General features: G+C 59.6%; 17 protein-coding genes. 10 read left to right on the forward strand and 7 right to left on the reverse strand.

What is annotated here, in order from left to right; genetic code table 11:
- Nucleotides 1-6: 6 nt before the first annotated feature.
- From dprA to Q669_RS13440, 7 genes are all read left to right on the forward strand, one after another.
- Nucleotides 7-1,224 (forward strand): DNA-processing protein DprA, encoded by a 1,218-nt coding sequence (gene dprA, locus Q669_RS13410; protein ID WP_022992654.1) that lies wholly within the window; start codon nucleotides 7-9, stop codon nucleotides 1,222-1,224.
- A 15-nt stretch (nucleotides 1,225-1,239) separates the two neighbouring features.
- On the forward strand, nucleotides 1,240-1,812 hold the full coding sequence (locus tag Q669_RS13415) for an L-threonylcarbamoyladenylate synthase (RefSeq protein ID WP_022992655.1): 573 nt from the start codon (nucleotides 1,240-1,242) through the stop codon (nucleotides 1,810-1,812).
- Between the two features lie 8 nt (nucleotides 1,813-1,820).
- Nucleotides 1,821-2,747 (forward strand): oxygen-dependent coproporphyrinogen oxidase, encoded by a 927-nt coding sequence (gene hemF, locus Q669_RS13420; protein ID WP_011783627.1) that lies wholly within the window; start codon nucleotides 1,821-1,823, stop codon nucleotides 2,745-2,747.
- Entirely contained in the window at nucleotides 2,740-3,567 is an 828-nt protein-coding gene (aroE, locus tag Q669_RS13425; RefSeq protein WP_011783628.1) for a shikimate dehydrogenase, read from the forward strand. The genes hemF and aroE overlap by 8 nt, the downstream gene beginning before the upstream one ends.
- A gap of 38 nt (nucleotides 3,568-3,605) precedes the next feature.
- On the forward strand, nucleotides 3,606-4,379 hold the full coding sequence (locus Q669_RS13430; RefSeq protein ID WP_011783629.1) for a motility protein A: 774 nt from the start codon (nucleotides 3,606-3,608) through the stop codon (nucleotides 4,377-4,379).
- 3 nt (nucleotides 4,380-4,382) lie between these two features.
- A complete protein-coding gene (locus Q669_RS13435; protein WP_022992656.1) occupies nucleotides 4,383-5,216 on the forward strand; it encodes a flagellar motor protein MotB in 834 nt (277 codons plus the stop codon).
- A gap of 125 nt (nucleotides 5,217-5,341) precedes the next feature.
- Nucleotides 5,342-5,659, forward strand: coding sequence for a PA4642 family protein (locus Q669_RS13440; protein WP_022992657.1), 318 nt, complete (start codon nucleotides 5,342-5,344; stop codon nucleotides 5,657-5,659).
- Between the two features lie 39 nt (nucleotides 5,660-5,698).
- On the opposite strand, the gene Q669_RS13445 is transcribed toward Q669_RS13440, so the two are convergent.
- Together Q669_RS13445 and Q669_RS13450 are read right to left on the reverse strand one after the other, a co-directional pair.
- Nucleotides 5,699-6,154, reverse strand: a complete 456-nt coding sequence (locus tag Q669_RS13445) for an Hsp20/alpha crystallin family protein (RefSeq protein ID WP_022992658.1) — start codon at nucleotides 6,152-6,154, stop codon at nucleotides 5,699-5,701.
- Nucleotides 6,155-6,344: 190 nt separating this feature from the next.
- A complete protein-coding gene (locus Q669_RS13450; protein WP_011783633.1) occupies nucleotides 6,345-6,884 on the reverse strand; it encodes a gamma carbonic anhydrase family protein in 540 nt (179 codons plus the stop codon).
- A gap of 282 nt (nucleotides 6,885-7,166) precedes the next feature.
- Here Q669_RS13450 and prlC point away from each other — a divergent pair, with 282 nt between their 5' ends.
- Together prlC and Q669_RS13460 are read left to right on the forward strand one after the other, a co-directional pair.
- Nucleotides 7,167-9,212, forward strand: a complete 2,046-nt coding sequence (gene prlC, locus Q669_RS13455; RefSeq protein WP_022992660.1) for an oligopeptidase A — start codon at nucleotides 7,167-7,169, stop codon at nucleotides 9,210-9,212.
- A gap of 56 nt (nucleotides 9,213-9,268) precedes the next feature.
- A complete protein-coding gene (locus Q669_RS13460; protein ID WP_011783635.1) occupies nucleotides 9,269-9,520 on the forward strand; it encodes a YheV family putative zinc ribbon protein in 252 nt (83 codons plus the stop codon).
- A 58-nt stretch (nucleotides 9,521-9,578) separates the two neighbouring features.
- Here the strand turns inward: Q669_RS13460 and Q669_RS13465 are convergent, their stop codons facing one another.
- On the reverse strand, nucleotides 9,579-10,901 hold the full coding sequence (locus tag Q669_RS13465; RefSeq protein ID WP_022992661.1) for a Na+/H+ antiporter family protein: 1,323 nt from the start codon (nucleotides 10,899-10,901) through the stop codon (nucleotides 9,579-9,581).
- A 114-nt stretch (nucleotides 10,902-11,015) separates the two neighbouring features.
- Entirely contained in the window at nucleotides 11,016-11,246 is a 231-nt protein-coding gene (locus Q669_RS13470) for a DUF1653 domain-containing protein (protein WP_011783637.1), read from the reverse strand.
- A gap of 160 nt (nucleotides 11,247-11,406) precedes the next feature.
- Here Q669_RS13470 and Q669_RS13475 point away from each other — a divergent pair, with 160 nt between their 5' ends.
- Complete coding sequence (locus tag Q669_RS13475) at nucleotides 11,407-13,203, forward strand: diguanylate cyclase (protein WP_022992662.1); 1,797 nt, start codon at nucleotides 11,407-11,409, stop codon at nucleotides 13,201-13,203.
- Nucleotides 13,204-13,205: 2 nt separating this feature from the next.
- Here Q669_RS13475 and Q669_RS13480 read toward each other — a convergent pair whose 3' ends face one another.
- From Q669_RS13480 to Q669_RS13490, 3 genes are all read right to left on the reverse strand, one after another.
- Nucleotides 13,206-13,592 (reverse strand): DoxX family protein, encoded by a 387-nt coding sequence (locus Q669_RS13480; protein ID WP_022992663.1) that lies wholly within the window; start codon nucleotides 13,590-13,592, stop codon nucleotides 13,206-13,208.
- An 80-nt stretch (nucleotides 13,593-13,672) separates the two neighbouring features.
- Nucleotides 13,673-14,320 carry a hypothetical protein gene (locus tag Q669_RS13485; protein WP_031211724.1) on the reverse strand — a complete coding sequence of 216 codons (648 nt, stop codon included), beginning with the start codon at nucleotides 14,318-14,320 and terminating at the stop codon, nucleotides 13,673-13,675.
- Between the two features lie 191 nt (nucleotides 14,321-14,511).
- Complete coding sequence (locus Q669_RS13490; RefSeq protein ID WP_022992664.1) at nucleotides 14,512-15,858, reverse strand: MATE family efflux transporter; 1,347 nt, start codon at nucleotides 15,856-15,858, stop codon at nucleotides 14,512-14,514.
- Nucleotides 15,859-16,039: the final 181 nt, after the last annotated feature.

Here is a 16,039-nt window from a genome sequence, read left to right on the forward strand (position 1 = left end):
TAAGACATGGCCGGGCCGGAATGCCCGGCCATTGTTGTTTTCAAGGAAGAGAAAATGTCAGATCAGGAATTTCTGCAAACACCGGCAGGCCAGTGGCTGCTGCTGTCACTGCTGCCCCGGTTCGGAATCCCCCTCAGGGAGCGGATTCTGGGTTCTGTTGATACGCTCACCGATATCCTGCCCCTGAATGCTGCCACGCTTCGCGCCATGGGGCTTGGCGGCGATGCCGTGGAGGCGATTGTCGCTTGGCAGGCGGGGGAGCTCAGCCAGGGCGTCATAGCCCGGGCACTGGATATCTATCGTAAATGTCGGGAACGGGGTATTGGCGTGCTCGGACAGGGCCAGGCGCCCTACCCGGAATGCCTGCGCCATATCCACAATGCGCCTCTGGTGCTCTATACCCTGGGTAACGTTGAGTTATTGCAACGGGACCAACTGGGCGTGGTCGGCAGTCGCAACGCCACCCGGGCGGGGCTGGACCATGCCCGCCAGTTTTCTGCCGAACTCAGCCGGCGGGGGCTGCTGATCACCAGCGGTCTGGCCCTCGGAATAGATGGCGCAGCCCACGCCGGCGCCCTGGATGCTGGCTATCCGACACTGGCGGTGGTGGGTTGTGGTCTCGACCGGTTGTATCCGGCCCAACATCGTAACCTGGCCCACCGCATCATTGAGAACGGCTTGATTGTTTCTGAGTACCCGCCGGGCACCCAGGCCAGGGCCGCCTATTTCCCCCAACGTAACCGCATTATCAGTGGCCTCGCCCGGGGCGTGCTGGTGGTGGAGGCCAGCCTCCGGAGCGGTTCACTGATTACCGCTCGAACCGCCCTCGAGCAGGGGCGGGAGGTGTTTGCCATTCCCGGTTCGGTGCACAGCCCGGTGGCCCGGGGCTGTCACCAACTGATTCGCCAGGGCGCCCGACTGGTGGAGACCGCCGACGACGTGATGGAAGAACTGGGCACCTGGTGGTCCATGCAGGCGCAGCCCGCAGAACCGGAAGCAACGGAGAATTCGTCAGACCTGTCGTTTCTGGACAGCCGGGAAATCGCGGTATTCGAGGCTTTGGGGTATGATCCGCAGTCTACCGATGCACTGGGCCTTGCCACGGGTTTGCCCGCGGATCAGTTGCTGCAGTCACTACTGATCCTGGAGCTTGAGGGCCTCGCCCATGCCTGCCCGGGTGGTTATCAGCGCACCGGTCGGGACCTTGTTCATTGTTCTGCATGAGGGCGCCGATATCTGATGGCGGATACATCTTCTCCGAGTTTTCTTCAACTGGCTCTTGCCCGCCAGACGGTACTGGCAGGCGGGGTAATCGCCTATCCCACGGAAGCGGTGTGGGGACTGGGGTGCGATCCCTGGAACCGGGAGGCGGTCGAATACATCCTTGAGCTCAAGCAGCGGCCCATGGAGAAGGGCGTGATACTGGTGGCAGCCTCGGTTGAACAGGTGCGTTTCCTGCTGGATCCGTTGCCCGAGGCCGTTCAGAGCGAGGCTCTGCGCCACTGGCCAGGGCCGGTCACCTGTCTGTTGCCGGACGTAAACCAGCAGGTGCCGGAGTGGGTCCGCGGCAAACACAGTTCCATCGCCGTTCGGGTCAGTGATCATCCGGTGGTGCGGGCCTTGTGTGAGGCGACGGGTATGCCGCTGGTCAGTACCTCATGCAATCCGGCGGGGCGTCAGCCGGCCCGTGCCATCTGGCAGGTGCGGCGCTATTTCGGCGACCGCATAGATCGTATTGTCCCCGGTGCGCTGGGCGGCAATCGCAAGCCCAGTCGCATTATTGATATTGTTACCGGTCAACAGTTTCGCTAGGAGAATTCATGTCACAGCAGCCGGATATCCAGGCCGTCAAGGACTACCTTATCGGTCTTCAGGAGCGCATTTGTCAGCGGCTGGAAGCGGTCGATGGCCAGGCATCGTTTATCCGTGACAGTTGGCAGCGGCCGGAAGGCGGTGGCGGTATCAGCCGCGTACTGGCCGACGGTGGTGTTATCGAGAAGGGCGGCGTTAACTTTTCCCACGTGATGGGCGAGACCATGCCAGCGTCTGCCACGGCTCACCGCCCTCACCTGGCGGGCGCACCCTGGCAGGCCATGGGGGTGTCGCTGGTGATTCATCCGAACAATCCATACGTGCCCACGTCTCATGCCAACGTGCGCTTTTTCATCGCTACGCCGGAGGACAGCGCTCCGGTGTACTGGTTCGGTGGCGGCTATGATCTCACGCCCTATTACGGATTTGAGGAAGACTGCGTGCACTGGCACCGCACCGCAAAGGCAGCCTGCCAGCCATTCGGTGACTCCGTCTACGCGGACTACAAGCGCTGGTGCGACGACTATTTCTACCTCAAACACCGGCAGGAGCCACGGGGCGTCGGCGGGCTGTTCTTTGATGACTACAACACCGGCGATTTCGACCGTGACTTTGCCTTTATGCAGGCCGTGGGCGACAGTTACATTGAGGCCTACGAGCCGATTGTGCGCCGGCGTATGGATCAGCCCTGGGGGGAACGGGAGCGGGAATTCCAGCTCTACCGCCGGGGCCGCTATGTCGAGTTTAACCTGGTGTACGACCGGGGCACGCTGTTTGGACTGCAGTCGGGCGGCCGGACCGAGTCTATCCTGATGTCCCTGCCCCCGTTGGTGCGCTGGGATTACGACCGCCGTCCGGAGCCAGGCACTGAGGAAGCCCGGCTGACCGAGTATTTTCTGACCGGCCGTGACTGGTTGGAGGAACGTAATGACTAACGATCTGTATGCCGTGGTGGGCAACCCCATCAGCCACAGCAAATCACCCCGTATCCACAGCCTGTTCGCCCAACAGACCGGTGAGGCCGTGGAATACACCGCGATTCAGGCGCCGCTGGAGGATTTCGCCGGCACCGTTCATCATTTCTTTGACCACGGCGGCAAGGGTCTGAACATTACGGTGCCGTTCAAGGAACAGGCCTGGACCCTGGCCGAGCACCGGACTCACCGGGCCGAGCTGGCAGGTGCCGCCAATACTCTCTATCTGGATCAAGAAGACCAGCTGGTGGCCGATAACACAGATGGTGTGGGTATTGTTCGCGACCTCCGGGACAACCATGGTGTGCCTCTTAAAGGCGCGCGAGTACTGGTGCTGGGCGCTGGTGGTGCGGTGCGCGGGGTGCTCGGGCCTCTGCTGGACGAGCAGCCCGCCAGTGTGGTTGTGGCCAATCGTACTGTCGCCAGGGCCGAAGCGCTGGCCCGGCTGTTCGGCCGGGAACACAGTGGCATTGAACTCTCGGCCTGTGGTTTTGAGCAGGTCGAAGGACCGTTTGATCTGGTGATCAACGGCACCAGCGCCAGCCTGAAGGGCGACTTGCCAGCCATTACGGCAGATGTGATCCGCGCAGATACCGTGGTCTACGACATGATGTATTCTCTGCAGACCACCACGTTTAACCAGTGGGCCCTGGATCATGGCGCCGTACGCGTGTTTGACGGTCTGGGCATGTTGGTGGAACAGGCTGCCGAAGCTTTTTTCGTGTGGCGGGGCGTACGCCCGGAAACCTCGGCCGTCACCGAGGAACTGAGAACAGACTGAGGCAGGCGATGCAGCCGAGCCGTCGATAAGGGTCAGTTATGGATATTCTTACGCTTGTCGGGTTGCTAGCCGGAACCCTGATTGTGTTGCTCGCCATGTTGGCGAATGCAACCGTGCTTACCTTTCTGAACCTGCCAGGCCTGGCCATCGTACTCGGTGGGACGTTTGCCGTTACCCTGATCAAATTCCGCATGCCCTCCGTGCTGAGTGCTTTCCGGCTGGCATTCCGCGCGGCCTTTACGGACAAGCTGGCGCGCCCGGCGGAACTGATTCGGGAAGTGGGCGTGCTGGCCCGGGTGGTTCGCAAGGAGGGCATTCTGGGTCTGGAGAACCATGACACCAAGGACGAGTTCCTGCAGAAAGCCATCAACCTCTGTGTCGATGGCCATCCGCCGGAACTGGTAGAAGAGGCCCTGTTGCAGGACAGCCAGCAGACCGCCGAACGCTACGAAGTGGCGGAAAGGGTGTTCCGCGGCATTGGCGAATCGGCACCGGCCATCGGCATGCTGGGTACCCTGGTGGGGCTGGTGCAAATGCTCAATACCCTTGATGATCCTTCCTCCATTGGTCCGGCCATGGCCATTGCCCTGCTGACCACCCTGTACGGCGCATTCATTGCCCAACTGATGGCGTTACCCCTGGCCGACAAGTTGCAGCTGAAGGCGGAAGACGATGCCCGTAACCAGATGCTGATCATTACCTCCATCAAGAGCATCATGCGCGGTGAAAACCCCAGGGTTATGACCGAACTGCTGTCTTCCTACGTGTCTCCGGAACACCGCACCAACCTCGAACCCGAGCGGGAGGCCTGAGGTTTGCAACCGGCACGGCCACTGAAAAAGAACCGGGGCAAGAAAGGCACCCCGGACTGGATCGTGACGTTTGCCGATCTGGCCACACTGCTGCTGACGTTTTTTATTCTGCTGCTGTCTTTCGCCGAAATGGATGTGGAAAAATACCGGGCCATGGCCAACTCCATGTCGCTGGCCTTTGGTTCCAGCAACGTGATGGCGGAGGACGTGGGTGGCTCCCCTATTACCCTGGTGGAATCGGATACCGTCTCGCTGCCCGAACCGTCGGAATCGTTGCAACAACAACCTGAGTTTATTGATGAGCGTACTGAGCGCTCGGAAACCCGGCAGATACCCGGCGGTGTGCTGGACCTGGCCGGGCGTCTGGTTCGGGAACTGGAAGAGGAAGTAGCTTCCGAAACCCTGCATGTGAACTACGACGAGGATCAGGTGGTTATCCGGTTCTCGGAGGAAGCGACCTTCCGCTCTGGCGACGCCACCATCAAGCCGGAAATGATCCCGATCATCGAGCGTGTGGTGAGTGTCCTCTCCGCCTGTAGCGGGGATGTGGTGGTTTCCGGGCATTCCGACGATCGACCGATTTCCAGCAGCCAGTACCGCTCAAACTGGGACCTGTCTGCTGCCCGGGCGGTCTCGGTGGTGCATGAACTGGTACTCAACCGGGATATCCCCGCCGAGCGGGTCGTTGCCGCGGGCCGTGCCGAGACCCGGCCACTGGCCCCCAACACCAGCCCGGAAAACCGCGCTATCAATCGCCGGGTGGAAATCGCCATCCGTAACCCCGAGTGCAGTGATGAAGTGCCCGCCGCAGACCTGCCGGTGGAAATCCTGCCCTGAGACGCCGGTATGTACCACCCGCCTTATGCTCGCAGCGCAGATACTCATAGTGGATTCATATAACCTCTGCCCATTCAAAGCCTTATACTGTGCGCCCTGAATTGCAGACAGCAGGAGATGCCAGCATGAGCGGACCGGACAAACCCAAAGTCATTGGCGAGGAATGGAGCGACGATCGGGTAAAGAGCTATCTCGATCTGACACCCTGGGACCGAAGCATCAATGCCGACTATTTTGTGCTGAGTCGGGCTTATGAATCTATGCGGGCCGAGGATTTCGAACGCTTTATCAGCTTCTTTGTTGAAGCCCGTCGTGACCTGAATGCTGAAGACGAGCACGGGGCAACCATTCTGGATCGGGTTGCTCGTCACCGGCGTAGTGCGGATTATGCCCGTGCCCTGGAAAACGCCGGCGCACAAAAAAAGGCAGCGGCCGGGAACTGATTCCCGGCAAGGCTGCCTTGCAGGCTCGAAGGCGAGGGCTTACTTTACCTCGACTTCGATCGCCTTCGGTTCTTTGGGCTCGGCCTTCTGGATGCTCAGTGTCAGCAGGCCGTCCTTGAAGTTGGCCTTCACACTGTTCTCATCCACGTTGTCCGGCAAGGTGAACCGGCGCATAAAGCTGCCGTAGAATCGTTCAATGCGGTGCAGCTTCTTGTCCTTGGTTTCCTCTTCGCTCTTGCGTTCACCCTGAATGGTGAGCACGCCGTCGTGTACGGTCACCTTCACATCGTCTTTGCTCATACCCGGCAGCTCGGCTTCCACCATGAAGGCCTCCGGGGTCTCCTTGATATCCACTGCAGGTGCCCAGTCACTGCGGCTGAACAGATCCTTGCCTTCCTGTTCACCGTTGGTGCGGGCCAGGCCGAACATCCGGTTGTAGCGGTTCATCATGTCTTCGAACTCACTGATCGGATTCCAGCGTGTAATGTTGCTCATGGGAACTCCTCCTTTAACGATGTCGAATCTGAGATGGTCATCAGCTTCGCTCGCGGAACAGCTCCAACCCGGTGGCGCCCCCGGATGGACTCCGTGAACTTCTGCTATTCTCGAAAGTAGGTGCAGGCGGGAAATTTTCAAGGTGCCCCTGATCAGAATTTGATCTGAATCAGGGGCGGTTGGTCAGGGCTTATTCGGCAGGATTCAGGTATTCGTCTTTCAGTTTGACGTAGTTGGCGGCGGTGTATTTGAAGAACGTTTTTTCCTTATCGCTCAGGGCCCGGGCCTGCTTGCACGGGGAGCCCACATACAGGTAACCGGATTCCAGGCGTTTGCCTGGCGGTACCAGGGTGCCGGCGCCGATAATGACTTCATCTTCCACCACGGCGCCGTCCATCACGGTACAGCCCATGCCGACCAGAACCCGGCTGCCAATGGTGCAGCCATGCAGCAGGGCTTTGTGGCCAACGGTCACGTCGTCGCCCAGGATCAGCGGCCAGCCGCCGGGGTTGTAGTCGCTGGCGTGGGTGATGTGCAGCACCGAGCCGTCCTGGATGCTGCAACGGTCGCCGATGCGGATCTTGTGCATGTCGCCTCGGATTACGGTCATGGGCCAGACCGAGCAATCCTCCCCCATTTGTACATCTCCGATGACCACGGCGCTGTCGTCTACCCAGGTGCGTTCGCCAAATTGTGGTGTGATACCCTTGTGAGTTCGTACATTCGCCATTACATATACCTCAATGCTGTCCAAGTGCGGTGCAAGGTGCCGGTGGGGGATGGCTTTCAGAAACACGCTCCTTCGGCACTCCTGCGGAGTCCGGCCCGCAATCACAGATTGCGGTCGCTCAGCGGTCGCATGAAGCTTCGCTTCATAAACGCTCGGCGGAGCCCCTGTGACGCTTGAGTTCCGCCATCCCTGGCTCCACACAGTTTCTGAAAGCCATCCCCCACCGGCACCCCGTAAGTTGGTGCAAGCTATCTCATTAACGAACGGCTGAGAAGGGGACCTATGAATAACCCGCTACTGACAGACGATCTGTTGCCGAAGTTCGGCCATATCCGTACCGAGCACATGGAAACAGCCATAGACCAGATTCTCAGCGAGAACCGGATGAAGATCCAGACGCTGGCCCAGCAGGAGGATCCCAGTTGGGAAACTCTGGCTCAGCCCATGCAGGAGCTGGAAAACAAGCTAAGCAATGCCTGGTCGGTGATCTCCCACCTGAACGGTGTCATGAACAACGATGACCTGCGCAAAGTGTACAAGAACTGCCTGGAAAAACTGACTGAATACAGTACCGAAGTCAGCCAGAACAGTGTCTTGTGTGAGGCCTATAAAAAACTGGCCGCCCGCGATGATTTCCACAATCTGAGCGAATCCCAGCGCAAGTCCATCGACAACATCCTGCGGGATTTCCGGCTCGGTGGTGTGGATCTGCCCGAGGACAAGAAAAAGCGTTACGCGGAACTGTCCCGGGAGCTGGCGGAACTGTCCAACAAGTTCAGCGATAACGTGCTGGACGCCACCCAGCACTGGTACAAACACATCACCGATGTGGACGAGCTGTCCGGTCTGCCCGAAACGGCCATTGAAGGCGCCAGGCAGGCGGCCCGGCAGAAGGAGCTGGACGGTTATGTGATTACCCTGGATTTCCCCAGTTTCTATCCGGTGATGACCTACGGTGACAACCGCAGCCTGCGCCGGGAAGTGTACGAGGCGTTTGTGACCCGGGCGTCAGATCAGGGCCCGGATGCCGCGAAGTGGGATAATACCCCGGTGATGGCTGAGATTCTCAAGCGTCGCCATGCCCTCGCCCAGTTGCTCGGATTCGACAACTACGCCGAGCGTTCGTTGGCCACCAAGATGGCCCGCAGTGTCGATGAGGTGATGGAGTTCCTGAATCAGTTGGCGGCGAAATCCAAGCCCCAGGCGGAGAAGGAGTTCGCCGAGCTGAAGGCTTTTGTGAAAGACGAATACGGCGTCGAGGATCTTCAGGCCTGGGATGTGGGTTATTACAGCGAGAAGCTGCGCCAGAAGCGTTATGACATTTCTCCGGAAACCCTGCGCCCCTGGTTCCCGGTGGACAAGGTAGTGCCGGGCCTGTTCCGGGTGGCAGAGAAGCTGTTTGATGTTCAGATCGAAGCCCATCCGGAGGTGGAAATCTGGCACGCAGATGCCCAGGCTTACTGCATCAGTCGCCACGGCGAGCCGATTGCCTGGTTCTACCTGGATCTCTATGCCCGCCAAGGCAAACGCGGTGGTGCCTGGATGGCGGACTGCCGGGTGCGCTGGCGCGATTTGCGCGGCCGGTTGCAGTTGCCAGTGGCGTTCCTGACCTGCAACTTCACGCCACCGGTGGACGGCAAGCCGGCATTGCTGACTCACGACGAAGTCACCACCCTGTTCCACGAATTCGGTCATGGTCTGCATCACATGCTGACCCAGGTCGAGGTGATGGATGTGTCGGGTATTAACGGTGTGGCCTGGGATGCGGTGGAGTTGCCCAGCCAGTTCCTGGAGAACTGGTGCTGGAATCCGGAGTCGCTGGCGCTGATTGCCAGTCACCATGAAACCGGAGAACCGCTGCCGGAAGATCTGCTGCAGAAACTGTTGGCGGCCAAGAACTTCCAGTCCGGGATGGCCATGGTGCGGCAGCTGGAGTTCTCGCTGTTCGATTTCCGGTTGCACGCGGAATTCAGCGAGCAGGCGCCGACCAATCCGCTCGACATGCACCGGACAGTGCGGGAAGAGATTGCCGTGGTTCAGGCGCCGGAGTTCAATCGTTTTCCGAATGCTTTCTCCCACATTTTCGCCGGGGGCTACGCGGCGGGCTATTACAGCTACAAGTGGGCGGAAGTGCTGGCGGCCGATGCGTTCTCGCTGTTTGAGGAGAATGGTATTTTTGATCCGGAAACCGGCAAGGCCTTCCTGCACAACATTCTGGAGAAAGGCGGCTCGCAGGAGCCCATGGAGCTGTTCAAGGCGTTCCGGGGCAGGGAGCCCGAGGTGGATGCCTTGCTGAAGCAGACCGGCATTACGGACGAAGCGGCCTGATACAAACACGCCCGGTGGTCGTACTGGCCATCGGGTGACTTATCTGGAGTTGAATTATGGCGAGTCCGAAACGCTTTATCGCCGGCGCTGTCTGTCCCCGTTGTGCGGAGATGGACAAGATCATGATGTTTACCGATGACCACGGTGAGCAGGTGCGCGAATGCGTGGCATGCGGGTTTACCGATGCCATGTCCGATCAGGAGCAGCCGGCGGCACCGGAGATCGAGACCCGGGTGAACAAGCGCGACAACAAGGACGATCACACGGTAAAACAGGTGGTGTTCTTCAAGTCCGGTTCAGAAGACTGATCCCCCGGCTTGCCTGGCCGTCTTCGGCCGGCGGCAAACCGAGGGCGTCGCCGGTGCCTCAGAGCACCATGGCGGCCAGCCAGCCGAAGGCCAGCAGTGGCAGGTTGTAGTGCAGGAACGTGGGCACCACGGTGTCCCAGATGTGGTTGTGCTGGCCATCCACATTCAGGCCGGCGGTGGGGCCAAGGGTGGAGTCTGATGCCGGAGAGCCGGCATCGCCCAGAGCACCCGCCGTGCCCACCAGGGCTACGATGGCCAAGGGGCTGAAGCCCAGTTGCAGGGCCAGTGGCACATACAGGGCGGCGATAATGGGGATGGTGGAGAATGATGACCCGATGCCCATGGTAATCAACAGGCCCACCACCAGCATCAGCAATGCTGCCAGCGCCTTGTTCTCGCCTATGGCGGCGACCGAACCTTCCACCAGAGTGGCGATTTCGCCGGTTTCCCGCATGACTTCCGCAAAGCCGTTGGCGGCGATCATGATGAAGCCGATCATGGCCAGCATTTTCATGCCTTCTGTGAACAGGTCGTCGGCTTCTTTCCACTTCACCACGCCAGAGACATTGAAAAGCACGAAGCCGGCCAGGGCGCCCAGGATCATGGAGCCCAGCCAGAGTTGCACCACGAACGCTACGGCAATGGCGACCAGCGCCATCACCAGCGTTCTGGGGCTGTATTTCACATCCACACGCTCGGTCTGTTCGATACGCTTGAGGTCATAGCCTCGACCGCCCCGGTAGCTGAAGAAGACCGCAACCAGCAGGCCAAGGAGCATGCCCAGGGCCGGCAGCGCCATGGCAGACATGACGTTCAGGTTGCTGGCATCAACGCCGTTGTCGGCCACGTTGGCCAGCAGGATTTCGTTCAGATAGATACCGCCAAAGCCTACCGGCAGGAACATATAAGGCGTGATCAGCCCGAAGGTCAGCACGCAGGCCACCAGCCGGCGATCCATGTTCAGTTTCGCCATCACGTACAGCAGTGGCGGCACCACCAGCGGAATGAAGGCGATGTGAATCGGCAGGATATTCTGGGACGACACGGCAATGGCCAGCAGCAGGCCGATGATCATGAACCGGATGCCGGTGGCAGCGCCCCCTTCATCCTGCCGGCCCACCATGGCCAGGGCCTTGTCGGCCAGGGCGTGGGCCAGCCCCGATTTTCCGATGGCGACGGCAAATGCACCCAGGGTGGCATAGGACAAGGCCACGGTGGCACCACCGCCCAGGCCGGTATTGAAGGCATTGATGGTATCTTCAAGGGACATACCCGCCACCAGGCCACCGGATATGGCGCCGATGATCAGGGCAACAACAACGTGAATGCGGCACAGGCTCAGTACGAGCATGATCAGTACCGCGGCAACTACGGCATTCATGGCAAACTCCGGATAGGAATCGAGGGTATACCGGCACCTTTTGGGCGCCGGCAGCACGAAAAGTGCGCTAATGTGCAGGAAATGGCCGCCGCAGTCAAAACGGTTGTGTAACCGTTACTCGTCCTCAACCCGCATGAAACGGGGAACCTGTTCGCCGGCCACATCGACGGTTTCCAGAAACATGGGGAGCGGGCGAACCCATAGACTATGGTCGCCGTACAGGCAGCGATAGACCACCAGCGGCTCTTCGGTTTCGCTGTGGCGGGCCACGCCGATCACGTCGTAGTCCTTGCCTTTGTAGTGCCGGTAGCGGCCGGGCTGAACCGTGTGTCTGCGTTCGGGCATGTCTTCCTCTCTGGTGGTAGCGGGGCTTTACCCCTTAATTTCGTCGGACTTGAGCCGGATATCCGTCTACACTGTTTGTGAAGCACGGTTGGTTATGGTATTTCCCATCAGAACACAACAGTGTAGTTCAAGCACTTCGGGCCGGAAATTACAGACAAGAATGAACGGGCGCATTTCCCGCAGAACAGGCATATTCCTTACCTTGCTGCTGTGCTTGGCCGTCAATGCTGCCCATGCCGAGCCGGTAGCCTTCCAATGGTTGTCGGTACCTCAGGGGGCCAGGGATGTCGAGGCGGTCCGCGCCTTCGGCCCTGACCAGTGGCAGACGGTTCCCGCAGGCCAGACCCTGAACCGGGGATTCAGTGACGACGAATTCTGGTTGCAGGTACGGGTACCGGCGCAACCCGCCAACCGGGTTCTGGAAGTGGGTTATCCCCTGCTCGATGAAGTGTCGGTGTATTGGGAACTGGATGGCCGGATTATCGAATCCCATCACACCGGGGATACCCGGCCGTTCGACAGCCGGCCAATTGTGCACCGCAATTTCGTCTTTCTGGTGCCGTCCAATACCGAGCCGGTCACCGCCTGGATTCGTGTGCAGACCCAGGGCTCGGTTCAGGTTCCCGTCGCGGTAACCCCGTCCGCCGAATTTCTTGCCAACGAGCAGATTTCCTATGGCTGGCAGACCATGTTCCTGGGAATCGTGGTCGCCCTGGCCCTGTATAACCTGTTTCTGTTCCTGATTGTCCGCCACCAGACCTATCTCTGGTATGTGCTGACAGTTGTCTGTTCCGGTGCCGTGCAGCTCAACTTCAATGGCCTGCTGTTCCAGTGGTTCTGGCCTGACGTGCCGTGGATCAACCGTTACTTCACTGTGCCGGTGGTCAGTGCCGCGCTGATTGCGGCCATTGTTTTCACCATGAAATTCCTGTTGGTCAAGAGTTACTCGCGCTGGGGTTATCGGATTCTTCAGGCACTGCTGGCGGTCAACCTGTTGGGTCTGATCTATGGTTTCCTCGGTTCTTACCAGGTGGGCATTATCTGGATAAGCAGTCTGGCTGCGTTCGCGACCCCGGTGGCCTGGCTGATTGGTATCAATGTCTGGCGCAGGGGCCAGATCCTGGGCGGCTTTTATGTACTTGCCTGGACGCCCTTGCTATTGGGGCACCTGGTGCTGGCAGTCAGCAAGCTGGGCTGGATTCCGCGCAGCCCGTTTACCGAACTGGCGCCCCAGGCCGGGGTGGCGGTTGAGGTGATCTTGCTGTCGTTTGCCCTGGCCTACCGGATCAACATGGAACGCCGGCGCCGGCAACAAGCCCAGGAGCATGCCCTGGACATACAGCGCCAGGCCAACCTGACCCTGGAATCCCGGGTTCGGGAACGCACCGAGGAGCTGGAGCAGGCAAACGAGCAGTTGCGGGCCATCAGTCTGACCGATGGCCTGACTCACGTCGCCAACCGGCGCCGGTTTGATGAGAAACTGGAAACCGAGTGGAACCGGGCGTTGCGTCACGAGCATGAACTGAGCCTGATTCTGCTGGATATTGACCACTTCAAGCAGGTGAACGACCGCTTCGGTCATCTGGTGGGGGACGATTGCCTGGTGGCGCTGGCCTCGATTCTGTCCGATGAAGTCCAGCGCTCTGGGGACCTGGTGGCTCGTTACGGCGGTGAGGAGTTCGCCATTCTGCTGCCCACCACGGATGTGGCCGGCGCGCAGCAAGTGGCGGAACGGATGCGGCTGTCGGTCGCCCGAACGCCGGTCAACAGCGGCGAGCATATGTCGCCGGTCAGCCTGACCATCAGTCTCGGTGTGGCGACATTGACCCCCAACCGGCAATCCGATTGTCAGGAACTGATTCGCCGCGCCGATGAGGCGCTCTATGCCGCCAAGTCTGATGGGCGCAATCGGGTGGTGGTCTGGCACCCGAAAGCGGTTGCGCCCACCACCGGCTGACCTCAGTTCTTGAGCTTGTACCGGCCCGGCCCCAGGAAAATCAGCGCCAGTGCGGTGAACAGGAAGAAGCCCTGAAGTTCCAGCGCCCAGCCGCCATTGCTGCTCAGGGTCAACAGCTGATGGCCATGCACCAGGGCGATGGCAACGATCATGTTGAAGACAATGATCAGGGCGCCAATCCGGGTCTGGTATCCGAGAATCACCATCAGCGGTGCAATGACTTCCCCGATATAGACGCCGTAGGCCAGGATCGTGGGCAGGCCATGGCTGGCCAGGTGGCCTTCGATAAAGCCAATGCCATTGAGCAGTTTGGCGATGCCGTGGAACAGCAGTAACCCGCCCAGTGTCAGCCGTACAATCAGTTTTCCAAGATCGGCATTATCCAGCACGTTTGGCCTCCTCAGTGTTGTTCGGGAGGGCAAGAATACTGGTTTTCCGGAGGCAATTCAGTGACGTGTTGTTATTAAACTCAGCACGACGGCCCGAGGGCGAAGCGGATGTGGTTCCGCTCCAGCAGGTTTTCCCAGTACTGTCGCATCCAGTCCCAGGCCTGGTTATTGACCTGGTCGATGAAGGGTTCCAGGTCCAGGTCGTAGTAATCCGGGGTGCCGGCAATCTGGAGTACGGTAACGGTAATGGCATCGTCCAGCTCATTGGCGAAGGGTTCACCAATGAGCTCGTGCACCAACAGGTTGGCCCGGGTGGCTTCCAGGTCAATCAGTTCGCTGGCGCGGGTAGAGCGGTTGTTATCGTGCATTTCTTCCATCAACCGGTGGCACAGGTAAGCGCGTATGAGCAGCCCGTCCAGGCCATCGTAGCGGACCAGCAGTACTGAGGGCTGGGTGAAGTAGCGGGTAGCGGCATCAATGAAGGGTTGGAACAGTTCGGTTATGCCGGCTTCCCGGGCACAGGCGTCAACACATTCCACCAGCCTGGGCGCCATCTCGATGTATTCCACCGCGAACTGGAACAGGGACGTTGCCGGTTGATAGCCATCCACCACCACCGAACCCGGCAGCCGGGCGGCTTTCTCTTTCATCTGGCGTAAGAAGGCGCCGGATCGTGCTTCCTGGCGCCTTGCCTGATCGATGATTTCAAGGACGGCCTGTGGTGTCATTTCAGGAGATGCCGAAGTCTGAACAATGTGAGGTCGCAAGGCGCCTCCCGTTCTATCAAGGAGTAACCGGAGGCAGGAAAGCAGGGGCTGGCTACCGCAACATGCCTGCCGTTTCTGACTAGTGTAGCCAAGATTTGTTGCCTTGCTGCCTGTACTGGCAAATTTAACGGTTACGGTGTGTATAGCTGGCGTCAGCGTGCATCAAACCACCGGCCCTCGCGGGTATAGCGCCAGCACAACCAGCCCATGCTTCCGGCTCGCGCCAGCATCAGCGTAATGAGCGAAAACCAGAGTCCGTGGTTGCCCCACCCGGTGGTCAGCCACCAGACCGGCAGAAACACAGCCAGCGCTGAAAACAGCATGGTGTTCTGCATTTCCCGGGTGCGGGTGGCGCCGATGAACACACCATCAAGCAGAAAACCCCAGACCGAGGCAAATGGCAGCAGCCAGAGCCAGGGCAGGTATTGCCAGGCGGTAGTTCGCACCTCCTCCAGACCGGTCAGCAGGCTGATCAGCCAGCGGCCGCCGAGCACGAACGCAACGGTCAGCAACAACGCGCCCCAGATCGACCAGCGCAGGGCGCTCTGGAAGACCATGCGGAACCGGCGCCTGCTGTTCTGGCCAATGGCCTCACCCACCAAAGCTTCGGCAGCATTGGCGAAACCGTCCAGGGCATTGGAAATCACCAGCAAAAAGGTGATCAGCACGGCGTTGGCGGCCAGGATGATATCGCCCTGCCGGGCACCCTGAGCGGTGAAAAACGCCAGTACCAGCAGCAGGGCAATGGTGCGAACCATGATGTAACGGTTCACCTGCAGAATGGTCAGGTAGTCTGCCAACTGCCCGAACAGCGCGCGGGTCAGTCGCTGGCCTTCGGGCATCCTCCGAAGCACGATGGCAAACCCGATCAGGGCAGCACCGTATTCCGCCATCACGGTGGCCATGGCCACGCCCCGGCTGTTCCAGCCCAGTACCGTAACGAAGAACACGTCCAGCACAATGTTGATGCCGTTGGCGATGATCAGCATCACCATGGGGCCGCGGGGGAACTGGGTACCGATCAGCCAGCCCACCAGGGTGTACTGGCACAGCACCGCGGGCGCACTCCAGATACGGATAGCCGCGTATTCTGCGGCCAGAGCGGCCACCTCAGGGCTGGGATTCATCAGCTCCAGACCGATCCGGATCAACGGTTGGTGAAACAGGATCAGTAACAGCCCGATGCCGATGGCCAGCAGGATTGAGCGCAATAGCAGCGCGACCTGGGCAAAGGCATCCTGTTTACCCCAGGCCTGCGCCGCCAGACCGGTGGTGCCCATGCGCATGAAGCCGAAGGTCCAGTACAGAATGCTGAACAGGTTGGCGCCCACTGCGACCGCGCCCAGGTATTCCGGACTGTGCAGATGGCCGAGCACGGCGGTGTCCACCAGGCCCAACAGGGGCACGGTGAGATTGGTCAGCATCAGTGGCCAGGCCAGTGCCCACAGGCGTCGGTCAATGATGCCGGGCGCACGCTGCTTATTCTTTATGCTTCTCAAAACTCTGCACTTATCTTATTTGAATTTAAGGATTTTTTAGTCTTTTTTTGATCTGTGTCTATACTCAATTTTGATGTATCCATAAGCAGGCTTTCACTCGGGGATTTCCGACGGTTGCGAGTGCCATCGGTAAATTTCGGAGGGATGACGCAAAATCCGACAAGAATAACACTCTGTGGAG

The sequence above is a fragment of the Marinobacter sp. C1S70 genome (assembly GCF_000475355.1).
GTDB classification, from domain to species: domain Bacteria; phylum Pseudomonadota; class Gammaproteobacteria; order Pseudomonadales; family Oleiphilaceae; genus Marinobacter; species Marinobacter nauticus.

Coding starts and splice junctions, on each gene's coding strand:
- Q669_RS13460 (WP_011783635.1), top strand. CDS start 9,269: ATGGCGAGTCCGAAACGCTTTATCGCCGGCGCTGTCTGTCCCCGTTGT.
- Q669_RS13440 (WP_022992657.1), top strand. CDS start 5,342: ATGAGCGGACCGGACAAACCCAAAGTCATTGGCGAGGAATGGAGCGAC.
- aroE (WP_011783628.1), top strand. CDS start 2,740: ATGACTAACGATCTGTATGCCGTGGTGGGCAACCCCATCAGCCACAGC.
- Q669_RS13415 (WP_022992655.1), top strand. CDS start 1,240: ATGGCGGATACATCTTCTCCGAGTTTTCTTCAACTGGCTCTTGCCCGC.
- Q669_RS13485 (WP_031211724.1), bottom strand. CDS start 14,320: ATGACACCACAGGCCGTCCTTGAAATCATCGATCAGGCAAGGCGCCAG.
- Q669_RS13450 (WP_011783633.1), bottom strand. CDS start 6,884: ATGGCGAATGTACGAACTCACAAGGGTATCACACCACAATTTGGCGAA.
- hemF (WP_011783627.1), top strand. CDS start 1,821: ATGTCACAGCAGCCGGATATCCAGGCCGTCAAGGACTACCTTATCGGT.
- Q669_RS13470 (WP_011783637.1), bottom strand. CDS start 11,246: ATGCCCGAACGCAGACACACGGTTCAGCCCGGCCGCTACCGGCACTAC.
- Q669_RS13465 (WP_022992661.1), bottom strand. CDS start 10,901: ATGAATGCCGTAGTTGCCGCGGTACTGATCATGCTCGTACTGAGCCTG.
- dprA (WP_022992654.1), top strand. CDS start 7: ATGGCCGGGCCGGAATGCCCGGCCATTGTTGTTTTCAAGGAAGAGAAA.
- Q669_RS13475 (WP_022992662.1), top strand. CDS start 11,407: ATGAACGGGCGCATTTCCCGCAGAACAGGCATATTCCTTACCTTGCTG.
- Q669_RS13430 (WP_011783629.1), top strand. CDS start 3,606: ATGGATATTCTTACGCTTGTCGGGTTGCTAGCCGGAACCCTGATTGTG.
- prlC (WP_022992660.1), top strand. CDS start 7,167: ATGAATAACCCGCTACTGACAGACGATCTGTTGCCGAAGTTCGGCCAT.
- Q669_RS13445 (WP_022992658.1), bottom strand. CDS start 6,154: ATGAGCAACATTACACGCTGGAATCCGATCAGTGAGTTCGAAGACATG.